Source organism: Aeromonas taiwanensis (assembly GCF_000820165.1).
GTDB classification, from domain to species: domain Bacteria; phylum Pseudomonadota; class Gammaproteobacteria; order Enterobacterales; family Aeromonadaceae; genus Aeromonas; species Aeromonas taiwanensis.
Genome location: NZ_CDDD01000092.1, coordinates 25,975 through 44,163, shown reverse-complemented (window position 1 = coordinate 44,163; position 18,189 = coordinate 25,975). Strand labels below are relative to the sequence as shown.

The following is an 18,189-nucleotide window of genomic DNA, read 5'->3' as shown; positions in this document are numbered from 1 at the left end:
TTTCAAAGGCTTTTCGAGGCTATCGACCCGGTTGTTTGCGTTGCCGCTTGCCCTGTCGATGGAGGCGCATTATAGGGAGCCGCGCCGGGATGGCAAGCACAAAATTGCAAAAATTAGCGTTTTTTACCGTTTGACGATTCAAGAGTCTATTTATCAAACAAAAAGCCCTGCATCCGCAGGGCTCACGCCAGTTTCAGCACATTGCTGCTATTTTTTTGACCAGAATTCCCGAGCGAAGCTGCGCACTTTGTCCCAGTCGGTGAACTCGAGGTCCTTGCTGGTATCCGTGCTCCCCCCGGTGATCTTCATGATCAGCTGGATGATGCGGGTCTGCCACCAGTTGTAGCGGGAATACTGCAATGCACCGGCAAACACACCCAGGGTCTTCGGCTTCCAGGGGGAGAGACGCAGGAACTTCTTCATGTAGGCATTGGTCTGCGGCGTCTGCTTCTCGGGCTTGCGCGCCGTCAGGTTGACACAGAAGAAGGCGGCATTGGCCACTTCCAGCTGCTCCGCATGAGCATGGATAAAGCTGAACAGGCTGGGGTGGAAGTTGCCATAGCGAATAGAGGCGCCGATCAACACCTTGGCATATTTGCTGAGATTGCACATCGGCAGGCTGTGCAGATCATGCATGACTACTTCGCATCCTGATATTTCCTCCAGCATGACATCCACGATTTTCCGCGTTTGTCCGTCGCGAGAAGAATAAAGCACCAAAATCTTGTCCATACCAACCTCAACTACGCCAGAATGCAGGAGTAAACAGTACCAGAAGTGTGAAGATTTCCAATCGGCCAAACAACATAGCCAAGATCATTATCCATTTGGCGGCTTCAGTGGTATCAGCAAAGTGGGGCGCCACTTCCCCCAAACCCGGTCCCAGGTTATTGAGGGTCGCCACGACGGCTGAAAATGCCGTGAGTTCATCCATGCCCGTCGCCATCAGCCCCAACATGCATAGAATGAAGATGATGGCATAGGCGGCAAAGAAGCCCCACACGGCCTCGATGACTCGCTCGGACAACGCCTTGTTGCCCAGCTTGATGCGATAGACAGCCTTCGGGTGGATCAGACGCTTGAGCTCCCTCATCCCCTGCAGATGCAACAGCATCAGACGCACCACCTTGATCCCGCCGCCGGTACTCCCGGCACAGCCTCCAACAAAGGAGGAGAACATCAGCAACACTGGCAGAAACAGCGGCCATTCGGCAAACCCGGCCGTGCTGAAGCCCGCCGTCGTGGCGATGGACACCGACTGGAACAGCGCATGATCCAGCGTCTCCTTCCAACTGGCGTAGTTGCTGTGTGCCATCAACACCAGGAAACAGATGAAGGTCAACACAAGCTGGATGGCGAGAAAGACCTTCACTTCGGGATCCCGCAGATAGACCCCGATCCGCAACGACCGCTGCGCGAATGCCGCAAAGTGCAGGGTGAAGTTCACCCCTGCGATCAGCAGGAAGATCACCGTGATGAGGTTGATGGTCGAGCTGTTGAAGTAGCCCATGCTGGCATCATGAGTCGAGAAACCGCCGATCGCGACGGTCGCAAAGGAGTGGCAGATGGCATCGAACAGCGTCATGCCCGCGCCCCAGAATGCCAGCGCACAGGCGATGGTGATGAACAAGTAGATATACCAGAGCGCCTTGGCCGTCTCCGCGATGCGCGGGGTCACCTTGTTGTCCTTGACCGGCCCCGGGATCTCGGCACGGTAGAGCTGCATGCCCCCGATCCCCAGCAGTGGCAGTATGGCGACGGCCAGTACGATGATCCCCATGCCCCCCAGCCATTGCAGCAACTGGCGATAGAACAGGAAGGCCTTGGGCAGCTCGTCCAATCCGGTCAGCACGGTTGCGCCCGTGGTGGTCAGTCCGGAGAAAGATTCAAAGAATGCCTCTGAAACCGACATGTCAGGCACGTCACCCAGCATGAACGGCAAGGCGCCGACACTGCCGAGCACGGTCCAGAACAGCACGACGATGAGAAACCCCTCCCTGGAACCCAACTCCCGCTTCTTGTGACGGTTGGGAAACCAGAGTGCCACCCCGAGCAGCAAAGCAATCACAAAGGCACCGACAAATTCAGAACCGCCCCCATCCCGATAGCCAAACGCCACCAGCGCAGGCAGCAGCATGGTCGAGCTGAACAGCGCCACCAGCAAGCCAACAATGCGGATAATGCTCAGGATGTGCATTCCTGCTCCCCATCAAGAATCAAAGAGCGATGGATTCTAGCCATCTAAGGGACGAAGGGATACCCGACCCTGGGTTCGGTCGGTCAATTCTCGCGCCACCTGGGCCCACAGGGAGGCTTCCCATGCCACCCGCAGGGTGACGCTGGCGCCATAGTCGGCGGCCAGCAACTGGCCATGATGGGCAGAGATCAGCGCCTCCACCGCCCCCATGTCGGTGTAGTCGCACTGGATGAGGGACGCCGTCTGCTGGCGCTTGATACGGGTCTCTAGCTGCTTCAGTGCCGCCCCCACGCCACTGCCGTAGGCCTTGACCAGGCCGCCGGTGCCGAGCAGGACTCCACCGTAATAACGCACCACCACGGCGGTGACCTCACCGAGGCCTGCCCCCATCAGCTGGGCCAACATGGGTTTGCCCGCCGTGCCCGAGGGTTCGCCATCATCGCTGAAGCCGTACACCTGGCTGTCCTGCGGGGCCCCTGCGACGAAGGCCCAGCAGTGATGCCGGGCCCCGGGGTGTTGTGCTCTGATGTCATCGATCCAGGCCTTGGCGGCCGGTACTGTGGGTGTGTGGGCGATGAAGGTGATGAAGCGGCTCTTCTTGATCTCTTCACTCACCTCCACAGGCCCGACCGGTACGGGGTAATCCGCCGCCATCAGAGTCCTGCTTGCCTCGTCAGGTTCTCCACCCCGTTGGCATGCAGCACCACGTTGTCTTCGATGCGGATGCCGCCATAGGGCCGCAGCGCCTCCACCTTGTTCCAGTTGACTCGCTTGCCCTGCTCACCCTGACGCAGGGGCTCCAGCAGGCTGTCGATGAAGTAGAGGCCTGGTTCGATAGTGAACACCTGGCCCACCTCCATCACCCGGGTGCAACGCAGATAGGGGAACTGCTCGGGGGCAGGCAGATGGGTGCCGCGCTCGTCCTGCATGAAACCGCCGGCGTCGTGGACCTGCAGACCGAGGAAGTGACCCAGACCGTGGGGGAAGAAGACATTGGTCACGCCGGTGTGGATCATCTCGTCCACCGACATGTCCACCAGCTCGGTGGCTTGCAGCAGGCGCGCCAGCCTGTGATGCATCTGCAGGTGCAGTTCGCTGTATCGGCGACCCGGCTTGATCTCCGCGATGATCTCCTGCTGCTGGGTATCCAGCGCGGCGATGAGATCGGCAAACTCGCCCCGACGCCAGGCCCAGGTACGGGTGATGTCGGAGGCATAACCATGGACGTCCACCCCGGCATCGATCAGGAAGGAGTGGCGCTCCGCGTCCGGCACCCGCTGGGTGGAGAGGTGGGTGTAGTGCAGGATGGCCGCGTTGCGGTTGATGGCGACGATGTTGCCGTAGGGCGCCTCATTGGCCCCCTGCCCGACCGCCTTCATGTAGGCCAGATTGATCTCGAACTCGCTCGCCCCCGCCATGAAGGAGTCCTTGGCCGCGATGTGGCCGCGCACGCCGATGCGGTTCGCATCCCGCAGGCACTCCAGCTCATAGGGGGTCTTGTAGGCGCGATGATAGTGCAGGTAGTTGAGGATCGCCTCCGGATTGGGTTGCCCCAGTCCCAGCAGCTCGGCCACCTCCAGGTGCCCTCCCAGATAGGCCCACTCCTGCTTGTTGGCAGGTAGGTGATCCGCCACCTGCTCCGGCCTCGTCAGGAAGCGGATATCGAAGAAGTCGACCCAGAAGGCGTTGGGCAGATCCGCCACTTTGTGCCAGAAGTCCACGGGCCGGTAGAACAGCAGCACCGGCTTGCTCACGCCATCCACCAGCAACCAGCAGTGGGGGTTGTCGAGCACCGGCAACCAGGCCTTGAACTGGGGATTCACCTTGAAGGGATAGTCCTGATCGTCCAGGAAGATGCGGTGGGTCTGACCCGAGTGGATGGCCAGGCCGCTGAGCCCCTGTTGTTGCAGTATGTCGCGGGTGCGCTGCTGCAGGGTATCGAGATGCTGGGCAAAAAGTTGACTGTAACTGCTCATGGCGTCCTGCTCCGGGCGAATGTGGGTTCAGCATAACATCAAGCGAATCAAGGCTCGAGCCACCAGGCCTTCGCTTCGTGAGGTAACGCATAGGTTACAGGGTTTTTGTTATTAAACGAAAACAGACAATTAACAAACAAAGAACAATTCAATACACTGCCCACAGACAGTAGATACCAGCCGTCAGGAACGACTCATGCCAAACCTTTGTCTGTGGACACCGGATCAGGACAGGATGCAGCACTCCAACCTCCATCAGTTCATGGCCGAGGTCAATCACTTCCACGGCCTGCAATTGCGCAGCTACGCCGACCTTTATCAATGGTCGGTGGAGAAGACCACCCGCTTCTGGCCCCTGGTGTGGCAGCATTGCGGCGTCAAGGGGGAGCTCGGCAACATAGTGGCGGAGAACCGCCAGGAGATGCAGCGTGCCCGCTGGTTCCCGGACAGCCGACTCAACTTCGCCGAAAACCTGATGCGCCGTCAGGACGATAGCCCTGCCATCATCTCCCGCATCGAAGGGGGCCCGAGCCAGACCCTGAGCTGGCGCGAGCTGGGGGATCAGGTCGCCAGGCTGGCCCAGTGGCTGCGCAGCCAGGGCATAGGTCGCGGCGACGTGGTGGCGGCCTACCTGCCCAATGTCCCGGAAACTGTGGTGGCCATGCTGGCGACCACCAGCCTGGGGGCGATCTGGACCTCCACCAGCCCGGATTTCGGCGAAGCCAGCGTGGTGGAGCGCTTCGGCCAGACCCGGCCCAGGGTGCTGTTTGCCGTGGACGGCTACCGCTACGGTGGCAAGGCCATCGACATTCAGGAGAAGGTGGCCGGCGTGGTGAGCCAGATCGACAGCATAGAGCAGACGGTCATGATCCCCCTGCTGGGCAACCCATTGCAGCTCGGTCACGACTGGCATCAGGTGCTCGCGAGCCAACCCGGAGCCCAGCTCGCCTTCGAGCCCATGGCCTTCAACGACCCGCTCTACATCCTCTATTCGTCCGGCACCACCGGCAAACCCAAGTGTATCGTCCACGGCATCGGCGGCACCCTGCTGCAACACCTGAAAGAGCACCAGCTGCACTGCGACATCAAACCGGGGGAGCGCATCTTCTACTTCACCACCTGCGGCTGGATGATGTGGAACTGGCTGGTGAGCGCGCTTGCCTCCGGCGCCACCCTGGTGCTCTACGACGGCTCCCCCTTCTACCCGGACGGCAACGTACTCTGGGATCTGGCCCGTGACGAGAGCGTCGCCCTGTTCGGCACCTCCGCCAAGTATCTCGATGCCCTGCACAAGCAAGGCTACGCCCCGATCAAGACCCACTCATTGCCGCAGCTGCGGCTGATCTGCAGCACAGGTTCCGTGCTGTCGCCGGAGGGGTTCGACTACGTCTATCAGGGCATCAAAGAAGATGTGCAGCTCAGTTCCATCTCCGGCGGCACCGACATCTGCTCCTGCTTCGTCATCGGCAATCCCTTGAGTCCCGTCTATCGCGGCGAAAGCCAGGGACGTGGCCTCGGCCTCGCGGTCCAGGTCTTCAACGAGGCGGGCCAGCCGGTGCAGGGTGAAAAGGGCGAGCTGGTCTGCACCAAGCCCTTCCCGGCCCAGCCCATCGGCTTCTGGGGGGACGAAAGCGGTGACAAGTATCACGCCGCCTACTTCGAGCGCTTCGACAACGTCTGGTGCCACGGCGACTGGATCGAGCTGACCCCGACCGGCGGCATCCTCTTCTACGGCCGCTCCGACGCCACCCTCAACCCGGGGGGCGTGCGCATCGGCACCAGCGAGATCTATCGCTACGTCGAGCAACTGGACGAGGTGGAGGAGAGCATCGTCATCGGCCAGCAGTGGCAGCAGGACGAGCGGGTGGTGCTGTTCGTCAAGCTCAAGGCCGGTCTCAGGCTGGACGAGCCCCTGCGCGAGCGCATCCGCCAGCAGGTGCGCCAGCACTGCACCGCCCGTCACGTGCCCGCCCGCATCCTGCAGGTGGATGCCATCCCGCGCACCAAGTCCGGCAAGATAGTGGAGCTGGCGGTGCGGGAAGTGGTCCACAACCGCCCCGTCAACAACACCCACGCCCTCGCCGATCCCGAGGTATTGAACCAGTATCGCGATCGGCCAGAGCTGGCCAGCTGACACATGCCTTCTATCGGAAACAGGCGCCACAAGGCGCCTCTTTTTTGCCCACACAGGCCTGCGGCGTGGCAAAGGGCTTTTACTCTAAATGTGTTAAACGAATGTTTTAAATAGGTGTTGAAAATGTCTCCTTTTGGATCAATAGTGAGCCTCGCCCCCTGCTGGGGATAAAGGAGCACCACCCCCCACCATGTGGGAACAAGGAGACACTCTCATGATCTACCAAGGCGAAACCCTGACGGTCAGCTACCTCGAAGACGGCATTGCCGAACTGAGGTTCGATGCCCCGGGTTCAGTCAACAAGCTGGATCGCGCTACCCTGCTCTCCCTGAGCGAAGCGATCGCCGCATTAAAACAAGAACGTGAACTAAAAGGTCTGATCCTCACCTCCGGCAAAGACGCCTTCATCGTCGGCGCCGACATCACCGAATTCCTGGAACTGTTCGATCTGCCGCAGGAAGATCTGCTCGGCTGGCTGAAAAAGGCCAACGACATCTTCAACGCCATCGAAGATCTGCCGGTGCCGACCCTGTCTGCCATCAAGGGCCACGCCCTGGGCGGCGGCTGCGAGACCATTCTCTCCACCGACTTCCGGCTGGCCGACACCACAGCCAAGATCGGCCTGCCCGAGACCAAGCTCGGCATCATGCCCGGCTTTGGCGGCACCGTCCGTCTGCCGCGGGTGATCGGCGCCGACAACGCGCTGGAGTGGATCACCACCGGCAAGGATTACCGTGCCGATGACGCCCTCAAGGTGGGAGCCATCGATGCCGTGGTCGCCCCGGATGCGCTGCACAGCGCCGCCGTGCAGATGATCAAGGACGCAGTCAAGGGCAAGCTGGACTGGCAAGGCCGCCGCGCCGCCAAGAAGGCCCCGCTGCGCCTCTCCAAACTGGAAGCCATGATGAGCTTCACCACCGCTGCCGGCATGGTTGCCGCCGTGGCGGGCAAACACTATCCGGCCCCCATGGCCGCCGTGAAGACGGTGGAAGCCGCCGCCGGCATGGGCCGTGACGAAGCATTGGCCGCCGAAGCCGCCACCTTCATCAAGCTGGCGAAAACCGACGTGGCCAAGGCGCTGGTCGGCATCTTCCTTAACGATCAGCACATCAAGGCGCTGGCCAAGAAGGCCGCCAAGCAGGCGAACAAGACCACCGGCCATGCCGCCGTGCTGGGTGCCGGCATCATGGGGGGCGGCATCGCCTACCAGTCTGCCAGCAAGGGCATCCCGGCGGTGATGAAGGACATCAACGAGAAGGCGCTGGCACTTGGCATGGGCGAAGCCACCAAGCTGCTCAACGGCCAGCTCGAGCGCGGTCGCATCGACGGCATCAAGATGGGCCAGGTGCTCTCCGCCATCACCCCGACCCTCAGCTATGACAACGTCAAGCATGTGGACGTGGTGGTCGAGGCCGTGGTCGAGAACCCGAAAGTGAAGGCGGCCGTGCTGAGTGAAGTGGAAGGCGTGATCGGCGACGACGCCGTGCTTGCCAGCAACACCTCCACCATCCCCATCTCCCTGCTGGCCAAGAGCCTGAAGCGCCCCGAGAACTTCTGCGGCATGCACTTCTTCAACCCCGTGCACCGCATGCCGCTGGTAGAGATCATCCGCGGCGAGCACACCTCGGACGACACCATCAACCGCGTGGTGGCCTACGCCGCCGCCATGGGCAAGTCCCCGGTCGTGGTCAACGACTGCCCGGGTTTCTTCGTGAACCGCGTGCTGTTCCCCTACTTCTTCGGCTTCAACAAGCTGGTCGCCGACGGCGCCGACTTCGCCGCCGTCGACAAGGTGATGGAGAAGGAGTTCGGCTGGCCCATGGGCCCCGCCTACCTGCTGGACGTGGTCGGCATCGACACCGGCCACCATGCCGGTGATGTGATGGCACAGGGCTTCCCGGCGCGCATGAGCAAGGAAGGCCGTACCGCCATCGACGTGATGTACGAGGCGAGCCGCTTCGGTCAGAAGAATGGCAAGGGCTTCTACGCCTACGAGGCCGACAAGAAGGGCAAGCCGAAGAAGGTGGCCGATGCCGCCAGCTACGAGCTGCTGGCCCCCATCGCCAAGCCGAAACAGGATTTCGACAAGGACGCCATCATCGCCCGCATGATGATCCCCATGATCAACGAGGTGGTGCTCTGTCTGGAAGAGGGCATAGTCGCCACCCCAGCCGAAGCCGACATCGCGCTGGTCTACGGTCTGGGCTTCCCTCCCTTCCGCGGCGGCGTGTTCCGCTATCTGGACACCATTGGTCTGGATCGCTACGTGGCCATGGCCGACCAGTATGCCGACCTGGGCCCGCTCTACCGCGTCAGCGACCGCTTGCGCGAGATGGCCGCCCAGGGCAAAACCTTCTACTGATTGCGGAAAGGAGATCCATTCATGAAAGACGTAGTCATTGTCGACTGTATCCGGACCCCCATGGGCCGGTCCAAGGGCGGCGCCTTCCGCAACGTGCGTGCAGAAGACTTGTCCGCGCACCTGATGAAATCCATCCTGCTGCGCAACCCCAACCTCGACCCGAACGAGATCGAGGATATCTACTGGGGCTGCGTGCAGCAGACCCTGGAGCAGGGCTTCAACATCGCCCGCAACGCCGCCCTGCTGGCTGGCATCCCGAAGCAGGTCGGCGCGGTGACCGTCAACCGCCTGTGCGGATCCTCCATGCAGGCGCTGCACGACGCCTCCCGCGCCATCCAGGTGGGTGACGGGGATATCTTCATCATCGGCGGGGTCGAGCACATGGGCCATGTGCCCATGAGCCACGGGGTGGACTTCCACCCCGGCATGGCGAAATCCGTGGCGAAAGCCTCCGGCATGATGGGGCTGACCGCCGAGATGCTCGGCAAGCTGCACGGCATCAGCCGTCAACAGCAGGACGAGTTTGCCGCTCGCTCCCACCGCCGTGCCCATGCCGCCACCGTGGAAGGCCGTTTCGCCAAGGAGATCGTCGGGCTGGAAGGGCACGACGCCAGCGGCGCCCGCTTCTTCTACGACTATGACGAGGTGATCCGCCCCGAGACCACGGTCGATGGCTTAAGCCAGCTGCGCCCGGTGTTCGACCCGGTCAACGGCACCGTCACCGCCGGCACCTCTTCGGCCCTGTCCGATGGCGCCGCCGCCATGCTGGTGATGAGTGCGGACCGCGCCAAGGCCCTCGGCCTCACCCCGCGCGCCAAGGTTCGTGCCATGGCCATCGCCGGCTGCGACGCCGCCATCATGGGTTACGGCCCGGTGCCGGCCACCCAGAAGGCGCTCAAGCGGGCCGGTCTGACTGTCGGTGACATCGATCTGTTCGAGCTGAACGAGGCATTTGCCGCCCAGTCCCTGCCCTGCGTGAAGGATCTGGGTCTGCAAGACCTGGTGGACGAGAAGGTGAACCTGAACGGCGGCGCCATCGCCCTAGGCCACCCGCTCGGCTGCTCCGGCGCCCGCATCTCCACCACCCTGATCAATCTGATGGAAGAGAAGGACGCGACCCTGGGGGTGGCCACCATGTGCATCGGCCTGGGTCAGGGCATCGCCACCGTCTTCGAGCGGGTGTAGCACCATCTCTGACCGGATTGGTCGGAACACCAGACGCGGGCCCGCCCCTCTTTGCGGCGTGGCGGGCCCTCTTGCCGGTGTCGGGATCGGCCCGCCGCTCCCGCTCTCGAGTCTGTGGAGCCCACCACACGGGGTGTGCTCCTGTCGTCGGAATCTGCGTATTGGCCGGCCCGTTTGGGTCGGCCTTTTTTATTCCTTTCCCGCGATCTGGGTCAATCCTGAGGCTATATTGCCCATAACTTCACATTAGAGGGGGGCCTTGCTTGCTTTTTGCTCCCCCGACAGGTTCAATCTGCACAAAAAAATGGGTGGATGCACATACATATGTCAACGAGCAAACAACTGCTTATCGTCGACGACGATCAGGAGATCCGCGAGCTGCTCAACGAATACCTGACCCGGGCGGGTTTCCAGGTGTTGACGGCGGCAGAGGGCAACGAGATGCGCCAGCAACTCGCCCAGCACAGCCCGGACCTCATCATTCTGGACATCATGATGCCCGGTGACGACGGCTTTACCCTCTGCCAGCAGATCCGTCGCGACTCCCAGGTCCCCATCATCATGCTGACGGCGGCTTCCGACGAGGCGGATCGGGTGATCGGTCTCGAACTCGGTGCCGATGACTACATCGCCAAACCGTTCAGCCCGCGCGAGCTGCAGGCCCGCATCAAGGCGCTGCTGCGCCGCGCCGAATTCCGCCAGCCGGAGAAAGAGAAGGAGCCGAGCCGTCGCCTGCGCTTCGCCGAGTGGACCCTGGACACCCTGAGCCACCAGCTGACCCACGAGGACGGCAGCCTGCTGGATCTCTCCGGCAGCGACGCCATGCTGCTCGGCATGTTCCTGCAGCAGCCCGGGGTGGTGCTGGATCGCGACACCATCTCTGACGCGACCCGTGGCCGCGAGAGTTTGCCGATGGAGCGCGGCATCGACGTGCAGATCAGCCGTCTGCGCCAGAAGCTGGGTGACAACGGCAAGAGCCCGCGCATCATCAAGACCATCCGCGGCAGCGGCTACATGCTGATCGCCGAGGTGCACGAGATCCCATGAGGGCCTGCAACGACGGCATGCTGATCGACACAAGGCGAGAGATCCCATGAAGAGCGGGTGGTTCTGGCGAGCCCTGGTGCCGCGCTCCCTGCTGTCGCGGATGTTGCTGCTGTTGCTGCTCGCCATCCTGCTCTCCCAGACCATACTCACCGGCATCTGGATGCAGCAGATCCAGAAGCGGGAGCTGGAGGGCATGCTCAGCACCACCCGCAACCTGGCGCTGTCGGCCGCCTCCACCGTCAACTTCTTCAAGTCACTGCCGCTGCAGTACCGTCACATCGCACTGGATCAGCTGCGCAACATGGGCGGCAGCCGCTTCTTCGTCTCCCTGAACGAGGAGGAGATCCACATCAGCGCCATCCCCGACAGCGAGCGCAAGACGCTGGTGCTGAAGGAGGTGCAGGAAGTGCTGACCCGCAAGCTCTCCGACGCCATGGCGATCAAGGTGGACTTCTCCCGCCCCGAGGAGCTGCACGTCTTCAACAACGACACCCTGCTGGCGGATCTGCCCTCCTCCTGGGCCCGCTACACCCTGTCGCTGGAACCCCTCAACCCGCCGGTGCTGGTGACCCAGATAGAGATAGAACCGGGGGAGTGGCTCTACCTGGCGGCCCTGCTGCCCGCCCCCTACATGACCCTGGATGACACCGTGATGCCGAGCAACCAGGTGCGCTTCATCGCCCTGATGACGGTGTTCCTCTGCTTCTTCACCTTCATGCTGGTGCGCTGGCAGACCCGCCCCCTGCGCCGGCTCGCCAAGGCGGCGGTCAACCTCGGCAAGGACATCGACCAGCCCTCCCTCAAGGAAGAGGGGGCCTCCGAGATCGTCGCAGCCACCCGCGCCTTCAACATCATGCAGCAACGCATCCGCCGCTTCATCGACGATAGAGAGCGGCTGTTCAGCTCCATCTCCCACGACCTCAAGACCCCCATCACCCGGCTGCGGCTGCGGGTCGAACTGCTCGACGATGAACAGCAGATCGCCAAGTTCAACAAGGATCTCGACGAGCTGGAGCTGATGGTCAAAGGGGCGCTGCAGACGGTGAAGGAGACCGACATTCACGAGAACCTCGAGCAGATCGACATCAACGCCCTGCTGGAGCAGATGGCGGAGTCCATGAACCTGCACGAGGACCTGCTCACCATAGAGGGGCACTGCAAGTGGCCCTACCGCGGCAAGCTGCTGGCCCTCAAGCGCTGCATCGGCAATCTGGTGGACAACGGCATCAAGTACGGCCAGCGCGTGCGCATCATCATCATGGATGACGAGGAGATGCTGATCCTCTTCATCATGGACGAGGGCCCGGGCCTGCCGGAAGACCAGTTCGAGCGCATCTTCGAGCCCTACTATCGCCTCAGCACGGATGCCGCCGGCACCGGGCTGGGCCTTGGCATCGCCCGCAACATCGCCCACGCCCACGGCGGCGACCTGGTGCTCGAAAATCGCCCCCAGGGCGGCCTGCAGGCCACCCTCTCCCTACCAAGGCAGTAATGCATGAAGTGGTTGTCTCTCTGTCGTCGCCCTGCTCGCTTCACCCGTTGCCGCCTCCCGGCGCATCGGGAACTGCACGGGTGGCGTGCGCTCGGCTCCGACCACTCTCCTTCAATCAAGGCAGTCACAGTATGAAGTTGTTCCCGTTTGCCATTGTCGCCCTGCTCTCCCTGCCCGCCGGCGCCTCCCAGGTGGAGGTTTTGCACTGGTGGACCTCCGGCGGCGAGGCCAGGGCGGTGGAGGTGCTCAAGTCGGAGTGGGCCGAGCAGGGCAACCAGTGGAACGACTTCGCCGTGCAGGGGGGCGGCGGCAAGAGCGCCATGACGGTGCTTAAGAGCCGGGCCCTGGCGGCCAATCCGCCGGAGGCCGCCCACCTAAAGGGCTACGAGCTGCACGAGTGGGGCAGCCTGGGCTTCCTGCGCGACCTCACCCCCATGGCCGAACACCTCGGCTGGTACCCGCAACTGCCGCCCATGGTGCGGGAGACCCTGAGCCAGAACGGCGCCCTGATGGCGGTGCCCACCGGCATCCACAGGGTCAACTGGCTGTGGCTCAACCGCAAGGTGTTCGAGCGGCAGGGGCTCAAGCCTCCCACCGACTGGGCCCAGTTCGTGACGGTGGCGGATAAGCTCAAGGCAGAGGGGATCACGCCTGTCGCCATCGGCAACGAACCCTGGCAGCTCGCGGTACTGTTCGAGACGGTGGCGCTGGGGGAAGGGGGCAAAGCCTTCTATCGCAAGGCCTTCCTCGAGCAGGACAGCGCCACCCTGACCGGCCCTGACATGGTGCGGGTGCTGACCCGCTTCCAGCAGCTGCGCGCCTATGTGCCGGAGAAATACGCCGGCCTGAAGTGGCACCAGGCCACCACCCTGCTGGAGAACGGCGGCGCCGCCATGCAGGTGATGGGGGACTGGGTGAAGGGGGAGCTGAGTGCCGGCAACTACCGCCCCGGGGAGGACATCGAATGCCTGCCGAGCCCGGGCAGCCAGGGGCTGTTCAGCTACAACCTCGACTCCATCGCCATGTTCAAGCAGCGGGACCCCGCCCAGCTGCAGGCCCAGGGCGAGCTGGCCAGGCTGCTGATGACGCCGAAATTCCAGGAGGAGTTCAACCGGGTGAAGGGCTCTATACCGGCGCTCATCAAGCCGGACATGAGCAAGTTCGATCGCTGCGCCATCCGCTCCTATCAGGACTTCCTCCACGCCGAGCAGCAGGACAACCTGCTGCCCAGCATGGCCGAGGGGATGGCGGTGCCGACCAACATGCGCCAAGGGATCATGGACGTGCTGAGCAGCTTCTTCAACGACACCAGGGCCAACCCGCAGCAGACGGCGCAGCAGCTGGAGCGCGCCATGCGTTCGACCCGCTCCGGCGCGGAGCAGAAATGACAAAGGCGGATCCTGTCCGCCTTTGTGTGTCGAGAGCCTGACTCTCAGGAAGGATCGTTCTCGTCCTCATCCTCGTCGTAGTAGTCGCTGAGCTCGATCCAGAGCCCCAGCCCTATCATCACCATGGAGCCGAACCAGGTGCCGGTATTTCCGATCGGGCTGCCCATGACTATCATGGCGAACGACAAGAACCCCATGCCCGCGTAGGCTTGCAATCTGCCGTAGGAGACCTGCATATTCACACCTCCTTGTTGAATATGGTTCATTTTTTATATTACTCATCGGGCGAGGCCTGGGTAGATCCTGTTCACACTTTGGTGGCATATGCTGCACAACCGCCCTCTGGTTTGATTATTTTTTCGCCTTGAGTATCATTGCTGGCTGAATTGGTTGAAGGTTGATTATTGATGAGTGCTTTATTCTGCGACGCAACTCATGAGTTGGACGCAATCGGGCTTCGTTGCCCGGAACCCGTGATGATGGTGCGTAAAAAAGTGCGGCTGATGGCCGAGGGCGAGACCCTGCTGGTCTGTGCCGACGATCCCTCCACCACCCGCGACATTCCCAGTTTCTGCCGCTTCATGGACCACACCCTGGTCGCCAGCGAGACCGAGCAGGCGCCCTACCGCTATCTGATCCGCAAGGGTCAATAACCCCCGTTTCGGAGCAAACATGACAACCATTACCCGTATCGGCACCACCCAGCGCTGGTCAGACGTGGTCATCCACAACGGCACCCTCTATGTGGTGGAAGTGCCCGCCACCGAGACCGCCGACATCCACCAGCAGACCCGCGAGGTACTGGAGAGTCTGCAGCGCCTGCTGGAGGCCAACGGCTCCGGCGTCGACAAGATCCTGATGGCCAACATCTATCTCAAAGACATTGCTGACATCGCCGCCTTCAACGAGCAGTGGGATGCCTGGATCCCGACGGGCACCGCCCCCGTCCGTGCCTGCGTGCAGGCCCGTCTGGCCCACGAGGGCTACAAGGTCGAAGTGCAGCTGACCGCCGCCGTCTAAACCGGCGGGAAGTCTGCCACGCTACGGCAGGCATTCGCTGACCAGACAGATGACAAAAGGCCCCGCTAGTACACTGGCGGGGCCTTTTTCATGACTGCAGCGCTGAGGCTTAGGCGGTCGGAGTCAGGGTAATGGTCACCCGACGGTTCTGGGCCTTGCCTTCGGCGGTGCTGTTGGTGGCGACCGGCTGATCCGGGCCCACGCCGCTGGTGGCGATGCGGCTGCCGGTCACACCCTGGCCGATCAGCTGGGCGGCGACGGCGTCGGCACGCTGAGCGGACAGCTTCATGTTCAGCTCGCGGGAGCCGGTGCTGTCGGTGTGGCCGACCACGTTCAGGCGGGTCTTGTCGAACTCGGCGACCACCATGGCCACGCCGGACAGGGTGTTGGCACCGGCGGCCTTCAGCTGGGCGCTGGAGCTGTCGAAGGTGACGTTGTTCGGCATGTTCAGGATCAGCTGATCGCCGTTGCGGGTCACGCTGACGCCGGTCCCCTGCAGCTTCTCGCGCAGCTTGGCTTCCTGCACGTCCATGTAGTAACCGATACCGCCACCCAGGGCCGCACCGGCGGCCACGCCGGTCAGGATGCCCTTCTTGCGGTCACCCTTGCTGGAAGAGAGCGCGCCCACGGCGGCACCGGTCGCGGCACCCGCCAGCGCGCCCCAGGCGCCCTTGGAGGTCTGGGATTCACCGGTATAGGGGTTGGTGGTACAGCCAGTGATGGCGATGGTCAGGGCAAGTGCAGGAACCAGTTTCTTGAAATGCATGAAAAAACCTCTGAAAAAGAACGACTCTAGCCGATGGCCGCGCATTCTAACCCAGAGAGGCGCCAAAGTGTGACGCTGGGGATCGAGGAAGCGCCACAAGGAAACCGAGTCTCCTCGTGGCGCCGTATGACGGGATCGGCCTCATTCAGGCGAGGGGCGTCAGTACTTGATGTCGCGGGCCTCGTCGCGCCCCTCCTGCTTGTTGTCGCGGTGTTCCTGACGGCAGTCGGCATTGCCAACCAGCCCCTTCCGGCACTCCTGCTTGGCGTCACGGGACTCCTGGCGGGTCTCCTGGCGCACATCGCGGGCTTCACGGCGCTCCTGGGCCTGCTTGGTAGCCTGTGCGGGCAGGGCGGCCAGCAAGGCGGTGACGGCAAGCAGCGCGAATACGGACTTCTTCATGATGGCTCCTTCGCCAGACCACAGGGATCGGTCTGGCGTCTCTCAATTATAGAATCGGGGCAATGCGCCAGCGGCGCAGGGCCGGCCCCCGGCGGGCTCAGTATTTGATGTCACGCGCCTTCTCGCGCACGTCCTGCTTCACCTCGCGCTTGTCCTGGCGACATTCATAGTTCTCTTTCTGATCGTTCTCGCGACACGCCTGTTTGGCATCGCGGATCTCGGGACGCACCTCCTGGCGCACGTCGCGGGCATCCTGGCGATCGGTGGCCTGGGCGGGCAAGGTCATCAGCAGGGTGCAACCGGTCAGGATCAGGCTGCCGAGGGAGAGGGTGCGAATTGCGCTCAGTGACATGGGATATCCTCGTGATGGTGATCCCGATGGTGAATCCGTGTGACTGTATCCCGGCTGTACCGAGGGGCGAAAAGGCCCCCGGCAACGACGAATTGCCCGCCGGGCAAGAGCCCACAACGAAGAAGGGAGGCCCAGGCCTCCCTTCTTCGTTGACGTGCGCCCGCTCTACCCCTGCTGCTGGCACTCAGCGTGGCAGGGGCAGGTGACGAGATGATCGTTCACCATGCCCACCGCCTGCATAAAGGCGTAGCAGATGGTGCTGCCCACGAAGGTAAACCCGCGCTTCTTCAGCGCCCTGGACATGGCATCCGACTCGGGGGAGGTGGCCGGAATATCGCCGTTGCCCTGACGCTGGTTGACCATGGGGGCGCCCCCCACGAAGCCCCACAGGTAATCGGCGAAGTCGATGCCTTCGGCCTCCAGCGCCAGGTAGGCGCGGGCATTTTTGATGACCGACTGCACCTTGAGCCGGTTGCGGATGATGCCGGTGTCCTGCATCAGCCGCTCCACGTCCTGGTCATCGAACTGCACGATGCGCACCGGATCGAAGTCGGCATAGGCGCGGTGGTAGCTCTCGGTGCGCTTGAGGATGGTGATCCACGACAGCCCCGCCTGCTGGCCGTCGAGGCAGAGCTTGGCAAACAGCTCCCGCGGGTCGCGGACCGGCCTGCCCCACTGCTTGTCATGGTATTCGATGTATTCCGGGTCCCTGGTCACCCAGGCGCAACGCAACTCCATTCCCTCTCTCCTGTCATTTCATCGGCCATCGGCCGGCCGCTTCCGTCGGCCACATCATAGGGCAAGCTCGGGTCGCGGCGCAGTATAGCCCCACTAATCCCCTGTAATTTCGCCTATTATCCGACCATGCCAGACGGTATACTCCCTCGGTTCACATTCAGCAAATCTTGCTCTGATTTCATTTCGCGCGAAAAACACTATGCAAAAATTCGATGTCAAAACCTTTCAGGGCCTGATCCTGCAGTTGCAGGACTATTGGTCCCGCCAGGGCTGTACCATCATTCAGCCGCTGGATATGGAAGTGGGTGCCGGTACCTCCCACCCCATGACCTGCCTGCGCGCCCTGGGCCCGGAGCCCATCGCCTGCGCCTACGTACAACCGTCCCGCCGTCCGACCGACGGCCGCTACGGTGAGAACCCGAACCGCCTGCAGCACTACTACCAGTTCCAGGTCATCATCAAGCCTTCCCCCGACAACATTCAGGAACTCTATCTGGGCTCCCTGAAGGAGCTGGGCATGGATCCCGAGATCCACGACATCCGCTTCGTGGAAGACAACTGGGAAAACCCGACCTTAGGGGCATGGGGTCTGGGTTGGGAAGTGTGGCTGAACGGCATGGAAGTGACCCAGTTCACCTACTTCCAGCAGGTTGGCGGCCTCGAGTGCAAGCCGGTGACCGGCGAGATCACCTACGGCCTCGAGCGTCTGGCCATGTACATCCAGGGCGTGGACAGCGTCTATGACCTGGTCTGGTCTGACGGCCCCCTGGGTAAGACCACCTATGGCGACGTCTTCCACCAGAACGAGGTGGAGCAGTCCACCTACAACTTCGAGCACGCCGACGTGGAGTTCCTGTTCCACTGCTTCGAGCAGTACGAGAAGGAAGCCCAGAACCTGCTGGCACTGGAAAAACCGCTGCCGCTGCCTGCCTACGAGCGCATCCTCAAGGCCGCTCACTCCTTCAACCTGCTGGATGCCCGCAAGGCCATCTCGGTCACCGAGCGTCAGCGCTACATCCTGCGCATTCGCACCCTGACCAAGGCCGTGGCCGAGGCTTACTACGCCTCCCGCGAAGCGCTGGGTTTCCCCATGTGTCAGCGCACAGAGAACAAGCAAGGTTAAGGAACGG

The 18,189-nt window shown here is 62.4% G+C and carries 18 protein-coding genes; 9 read left to right on the top strand and 9 right to left on the bottom strand.

Annotation, left to right across the window (positions count from 1 at the left end; translation table 11 throughout):
• Window positions 1-207: 207 nt before the first annotated feature.
• The 4 genes from hemG to pepQ are packed head-to-tail and all read right to left on the bottom strand — an operon-like array spanning window position 208 to window position 4,173.
• A complete protein-coding gene (hemG, locus tag BN1136_RS16095; RefSeq protein ID WP_043763975.1) occupies window positions 208-732 on the bottom strand; it encodes a menaquinone-dependent protoporphyrinogen IX dehydrogenase in 525 nt (174 codons plus the stop codon).
• A 7-nt stretch (window positions 733-739) separates the two neighbouring features.
• Entirely contained in the window at window positions 740-2,197 is a 1,458-nt protein-coding gene (locus BN1136_RS16090) for a TrkH family potassium uptake protein (protein ID WP_043763974.1), read from the bottom strand.
• Between the two features lie 36 nt (window positions 2,198-2,233).
• The gene (locus BN1136_RS16085; protein ID WP_043763973.1) at window positions 2,234-2,851 is read right to left on the bottom strand and encodes a YigZ family protein; all 618 of its coding nucleotides are present in this window, start codon (window positions 2,849-2,851) and stop codon (window positions 2,234-2,236) included.
• Window positions 2,851-4,173, bottom strand: coding sequence for a Xaa-Pro dipeptidase (gene pepQ, locus BN1136_RS16080; RefSeq protein WP_043763972.1), 1,323 nt, complete (start codon window positions 4,171-4,173; stop codon window positions 2,851-2,853). The genes BN1136_RS16085 and pepQ overlap by 1 nt, the downstream gene beginning before the upstream one ends.
• Window positions 4,174-4,369: 196 nt before the next feature.
• Between pepQ and BN1136_RS16075 the strand changes: the two genes are divergently transcribed.
• The 6 genes from BN1136_RS16075 to BN1136_RS16050 all read left to right on the top strand — a co-directional run bounded on the left by BN1136_RS16075 (window position 4,370) and on the right by BN1136_RS16050 (window position 13,781).
• A complete protein-coding gene (locus tag BN1136_RS16075; protein ID WP_043763971.1) occupies window positions 4,370-6,307 on the top strand; it encodes an acetoacetate--CoA ligase in 1,938 nt (645 codons plus the stop codon).
• A 214-nt stretch (window positions 6,308-6,521) separates the two neighbouring features.
• The gene (gene fadB, locus BN1136_RS16070; protein ID WP_043763970.1) at window positions 6,522-8,669 is read left to right on the top strand and encodes a fatty acid oxidation complex subunit alpha FadB; all 2,148 of its coding nucleotides are present in this window, start codon (window positions 6,522-6,524) and stop codon (window positions 8,667-8,669) included.
• Between the two features lie 21 nt (window positions 8,670-8,690).
• Window positions 8,691-9,854 carry an acetyl-CoA C-acyltransferase FadA gene (gene fadA / locus BN1136_RS16065; protein ID WP_043763969.1) on the top strand — a complete coding sequence of 388 codons (1,164 nt, stop codon included), beginning with the start codon at window positions 8,691-8,693 and terminating at the stop codon, window positions 9,852-9,854.
• 324 nt (window positions 9,855-10,178) lie between these two features.
• A complete protein-coding gene (locus BN1136_RS16060; RefSeq protein WP_005307430.1) occupies window positions 10,179-10,901 on the top strand; it encodes a response regulator in 723 nt (240 codons plus the stop codon).
• 46 nt (window positions 10,902-10,947) lie between these two features.
• Window positions 10,948-12,393: an ATP-binding protein gene (locus BN1136_RS16055; protein WP_043763968.1), complete on the top strand. Its 1,446-nt coding sequence runs from the start codon at window positions 10,948-10,950 to the stop codon at window positions 12,391-12,393.
• Between the two features lie 131 nt (window positions 12,394-12,524).
• The gene (locus BN1136_RS16050; RefSeq protein ID WP_043763967.1) at window positions 12,525-13,781 is read left to right on the top strand and encodes an ABC transporter substrate-binding protein; all 1,257 of its coding nucleotides are present in this window, start codon (window positions 12,525-12,527) and stop codon (window positions 13,779-13,781) included.
• Between the two features lie 44 nt (window positions 13,782-13,825).
• Here BN1136_RS16050 and BN1136_RS16045 read toward each other — a convergent pair whose 3' ends face one another.
• Window positions 13,826-14,017, bottom strand: a complete 192-nt coding sequence (locus BN1136_RS16045; RefSeq protein ID WP_043763966.1) for a hypothetical protein — start codon at window positions 14,015-14,017, stop codon at window positions 13,826-13,828.
• A gap of 171 nt (window positions 14,018-14,188) precedes the next feature.
• Between BN1136_RS16045 and tusA the strand changes: the two genes are divergently transcribed.
• Together tusA and BN1136_RS16035 are read left to right on the top strand one after the other, a co-directional pair.
• Window positions 14,189-14,434, top strand: a complete 246-nt coding sequence (gene tusA, locus BN1136_RS16040; RefSeq protein WP_043763965.1) for a sulfurtransferase TusA — start codon at window positions 14,189-14,191, stop codon at window positions 14,432-14,434.
• A gap of 19 nt (window positions 14,435-14,453) precedes the next feature.
• Window positions 14,454-14,801, top strand: a complete 348-nt coding sequence (locus tag BN1136_RS16035) for a RidA family protein (protein WP_043763964.1) — start codon at window positions 14,454-14,456, stop codon at window positions 14,799-14,801.
• Between the two features lie 109 nt (window positions 14,802-14,910).
• Here the strand turns inward: BN1136_RS16035 and BN1136_RS16030 are convergent, their stop codons facing one another.
• The 4 genes from BN1136_RS16030 to BN1136_RS16015 all read right to left on the bottom strand — a co-directional run bounded on the left by BN1136_RS16030 (window position 14,911) and on the right by BN1136_RS16015 (window position 17,059).
• The gene (locus BN1136_RS16030; protein ID WP_043763963.1) at window positions 14,911-15,567 is read right to left on the bottom strand and encodes an OmpA family lipoprotein; all 657 of its coding nucleotides are present in this window, start codon (window positions 15,565-15,567) and stop codon (window positions 14,911-14,913) included.
• Window positions 15,568-15,726: 159 nt separating this feature from the next.
• Window positions 15,727-15,969: a hypothetical protein gene (locus tag BN1136_RS16025; protein WP_043763962.1), complete on the bottom strand. Its 243-nt coding sequence runs from the start codon at window positions 15,967-15,969 to the stop codon at window positions 15,727-15,729.
• Between the two features lie 97 nt (window positions 15,970-16,066).
• Complete coding sequence (locus BN1136_RS16020) at window positions 16,067-16,321, bottom strand: hypothetical protein (protein WP_043763961.1); 255 nt, start codon at window positions 16,319-16,321, stop codon at window positions 16,067-16,069.
• A gap of 165 nt (window positions 16,322-16,486) precedes the next feature.
• Entirely contained in the window at window positions 16,487-17,059 is a 573-nt protein-coding gene (locus tag BN1136_RS16015) for a DNA-3-methyladenine glycosylase I (RefSeq protein ID WP_043763960.1), read from the bottom strand.
• Between the two features lie 199 nt (window positions 17,060-17,258).
• Here BN1136_RS16015 and glyQ point away from each other — a divergent pair, with 199 nt between their 5' ends.
• Window positions 17,259-18,182, top strand: a complete 924-nt coding sequence (gene glyQ, locus BN1136_RS16010) for a glycine--tRNA ligase subunit alpha (protein WP_041212022.1) — start codon at window positions 17,259-17,261, stop codon at window positions 18,180-18,182.
• The last annotated feature ends 7 nt before the right edge of the window (window positions 18,183-18,189 follow it).

Excerpts from the sequence above, each read along its gene's own strand:
- BN1136_RS16060 (WP_005307430.1), top strand. The coding sequence starts at position 10,179 with ATGTCAACGAGCAAACAACTGCTTATCGTCGACGACGATCAGGAGATC.
- tusA (WP_043763965.1), top strand. The coding sequence starts at position 14,189 with ATGAGTGCTTTATTCTGCGACGCAACTCATGAGTTGGACGCAATCGGG.
- BN1136_RS16055 (WP_043763968.1), top strand. The coding sequence starts at position 10,948 with ATGAAGAGCGGGTGGTTCTGGCGAGCCCTGGTGCCGCGCTCCCTGCTG.
- hemG (WP_043763975.1), bottom strand. The coding sequence starts at position 732 with ATGGACAAGATTTTGGTGCTTTATTCTTCTCGCGACGGACAAACGCGG.
- BN1136_RS16085 (WP_043763973.1), bottom strand. The coding sequence starts at position 2,851 with ATGGCGGCGGATTACCCCGTACCGGTCGGGCCTGTGGAGGTGAGTGAA.
- glyQ (WP_041212022.1), top strand. The coding sequence starts at position 17,259 with ATGCAAAAATTCGATGTCAAAACCTTTCAGGGCCTGATCCTGCAGTTG.
- fadA (WP_043763969.1), top strand. The coding sequence starts at position 8,691 with ATGAAAGACGTAGTCATTGTCGACTGTATCCGGACCCCCATGGGCCGG.
- BN1136_RS16090 (WP_043763974.1), bottom strand. The coding sequence starts at position 2,197 with ATGCACATCCTGAGCATTATCCGCATTGTTGGCTTGCTGGTGGCGCTG.
- pepQ (WP_043763972.1), bottom strand. The coding sequence starts at position 4,173 with ATGAGCAGTTACAGTCAACTTTTTGCCCAGCATCTCGATACCCTGCAG.
- BN1136_RS16045 (WP_043763966.1), bottom strand. The coding sequence starts at position 14,017 with ATGCAGGTCTCCTACGGCAGATTGCAAGCCTACGCGGGCATGGGGTTC.
- BN1136_RS16050 (WP_043763967.1), top strand. The coding sequence starts at position 12,525 with ATGAAGTTGTTCCCGTTTGCCATTGTCGCCCTGCTCTCCCTGCCCGCC.
- BN1136_RS16030 (WP_043763963.1), bottom strand. The coding sequence starts at position 15,567 with ATGCATTTCAAGAAACTGGTTCCTGCACTTGCCCTGACCATCGCCATC.
- fadB (WP_043763970.1), top strand. The coding sequence starts at position 6,522 with ATGATCTACCAAGGCGAAACCCTGACGGTCAGCTACCTCGAAGACGGC.
- BN1136_RS16075 (WP_043763971.1), top strand. The coding sequence starts at position 4,370 with ATGCCAAACCTTTGTCTGTGGACACCGGATCAGGACAGGATGCAGCAC.
- BN1136_RS16020 (WP_043763961.1), bottom strand. The coding sequence starts at position 16,321 with ATGTCACTGAGCGCAATTCGCACCCTCTCCCTCGGCAGCCTGATCCTG.
- BN1136_RS16035 (WP_043763964.1), top strand. The coding sequence starts at position 14,454 with ATGACAACCATTACCCGTATCGGCACCACCCAGCGCTGGTCAGACGTG.
- BN1136_RS16025 (WP_043763962.1), bottom strand. The coding sequence starts at position 15,969 with ATGAAGAAGTCCGTATTCGCGCTGCTTGCCGTCACCGCCTTGCTGGCC.
- BN1136_RS16015 (WP_043763960.1), bottom strand. The coding sequence starts at position 17,059 with ATGGAGTTGCGTTGCGCCTGGGTGACCAGGGACCCGGAATACATCGAA.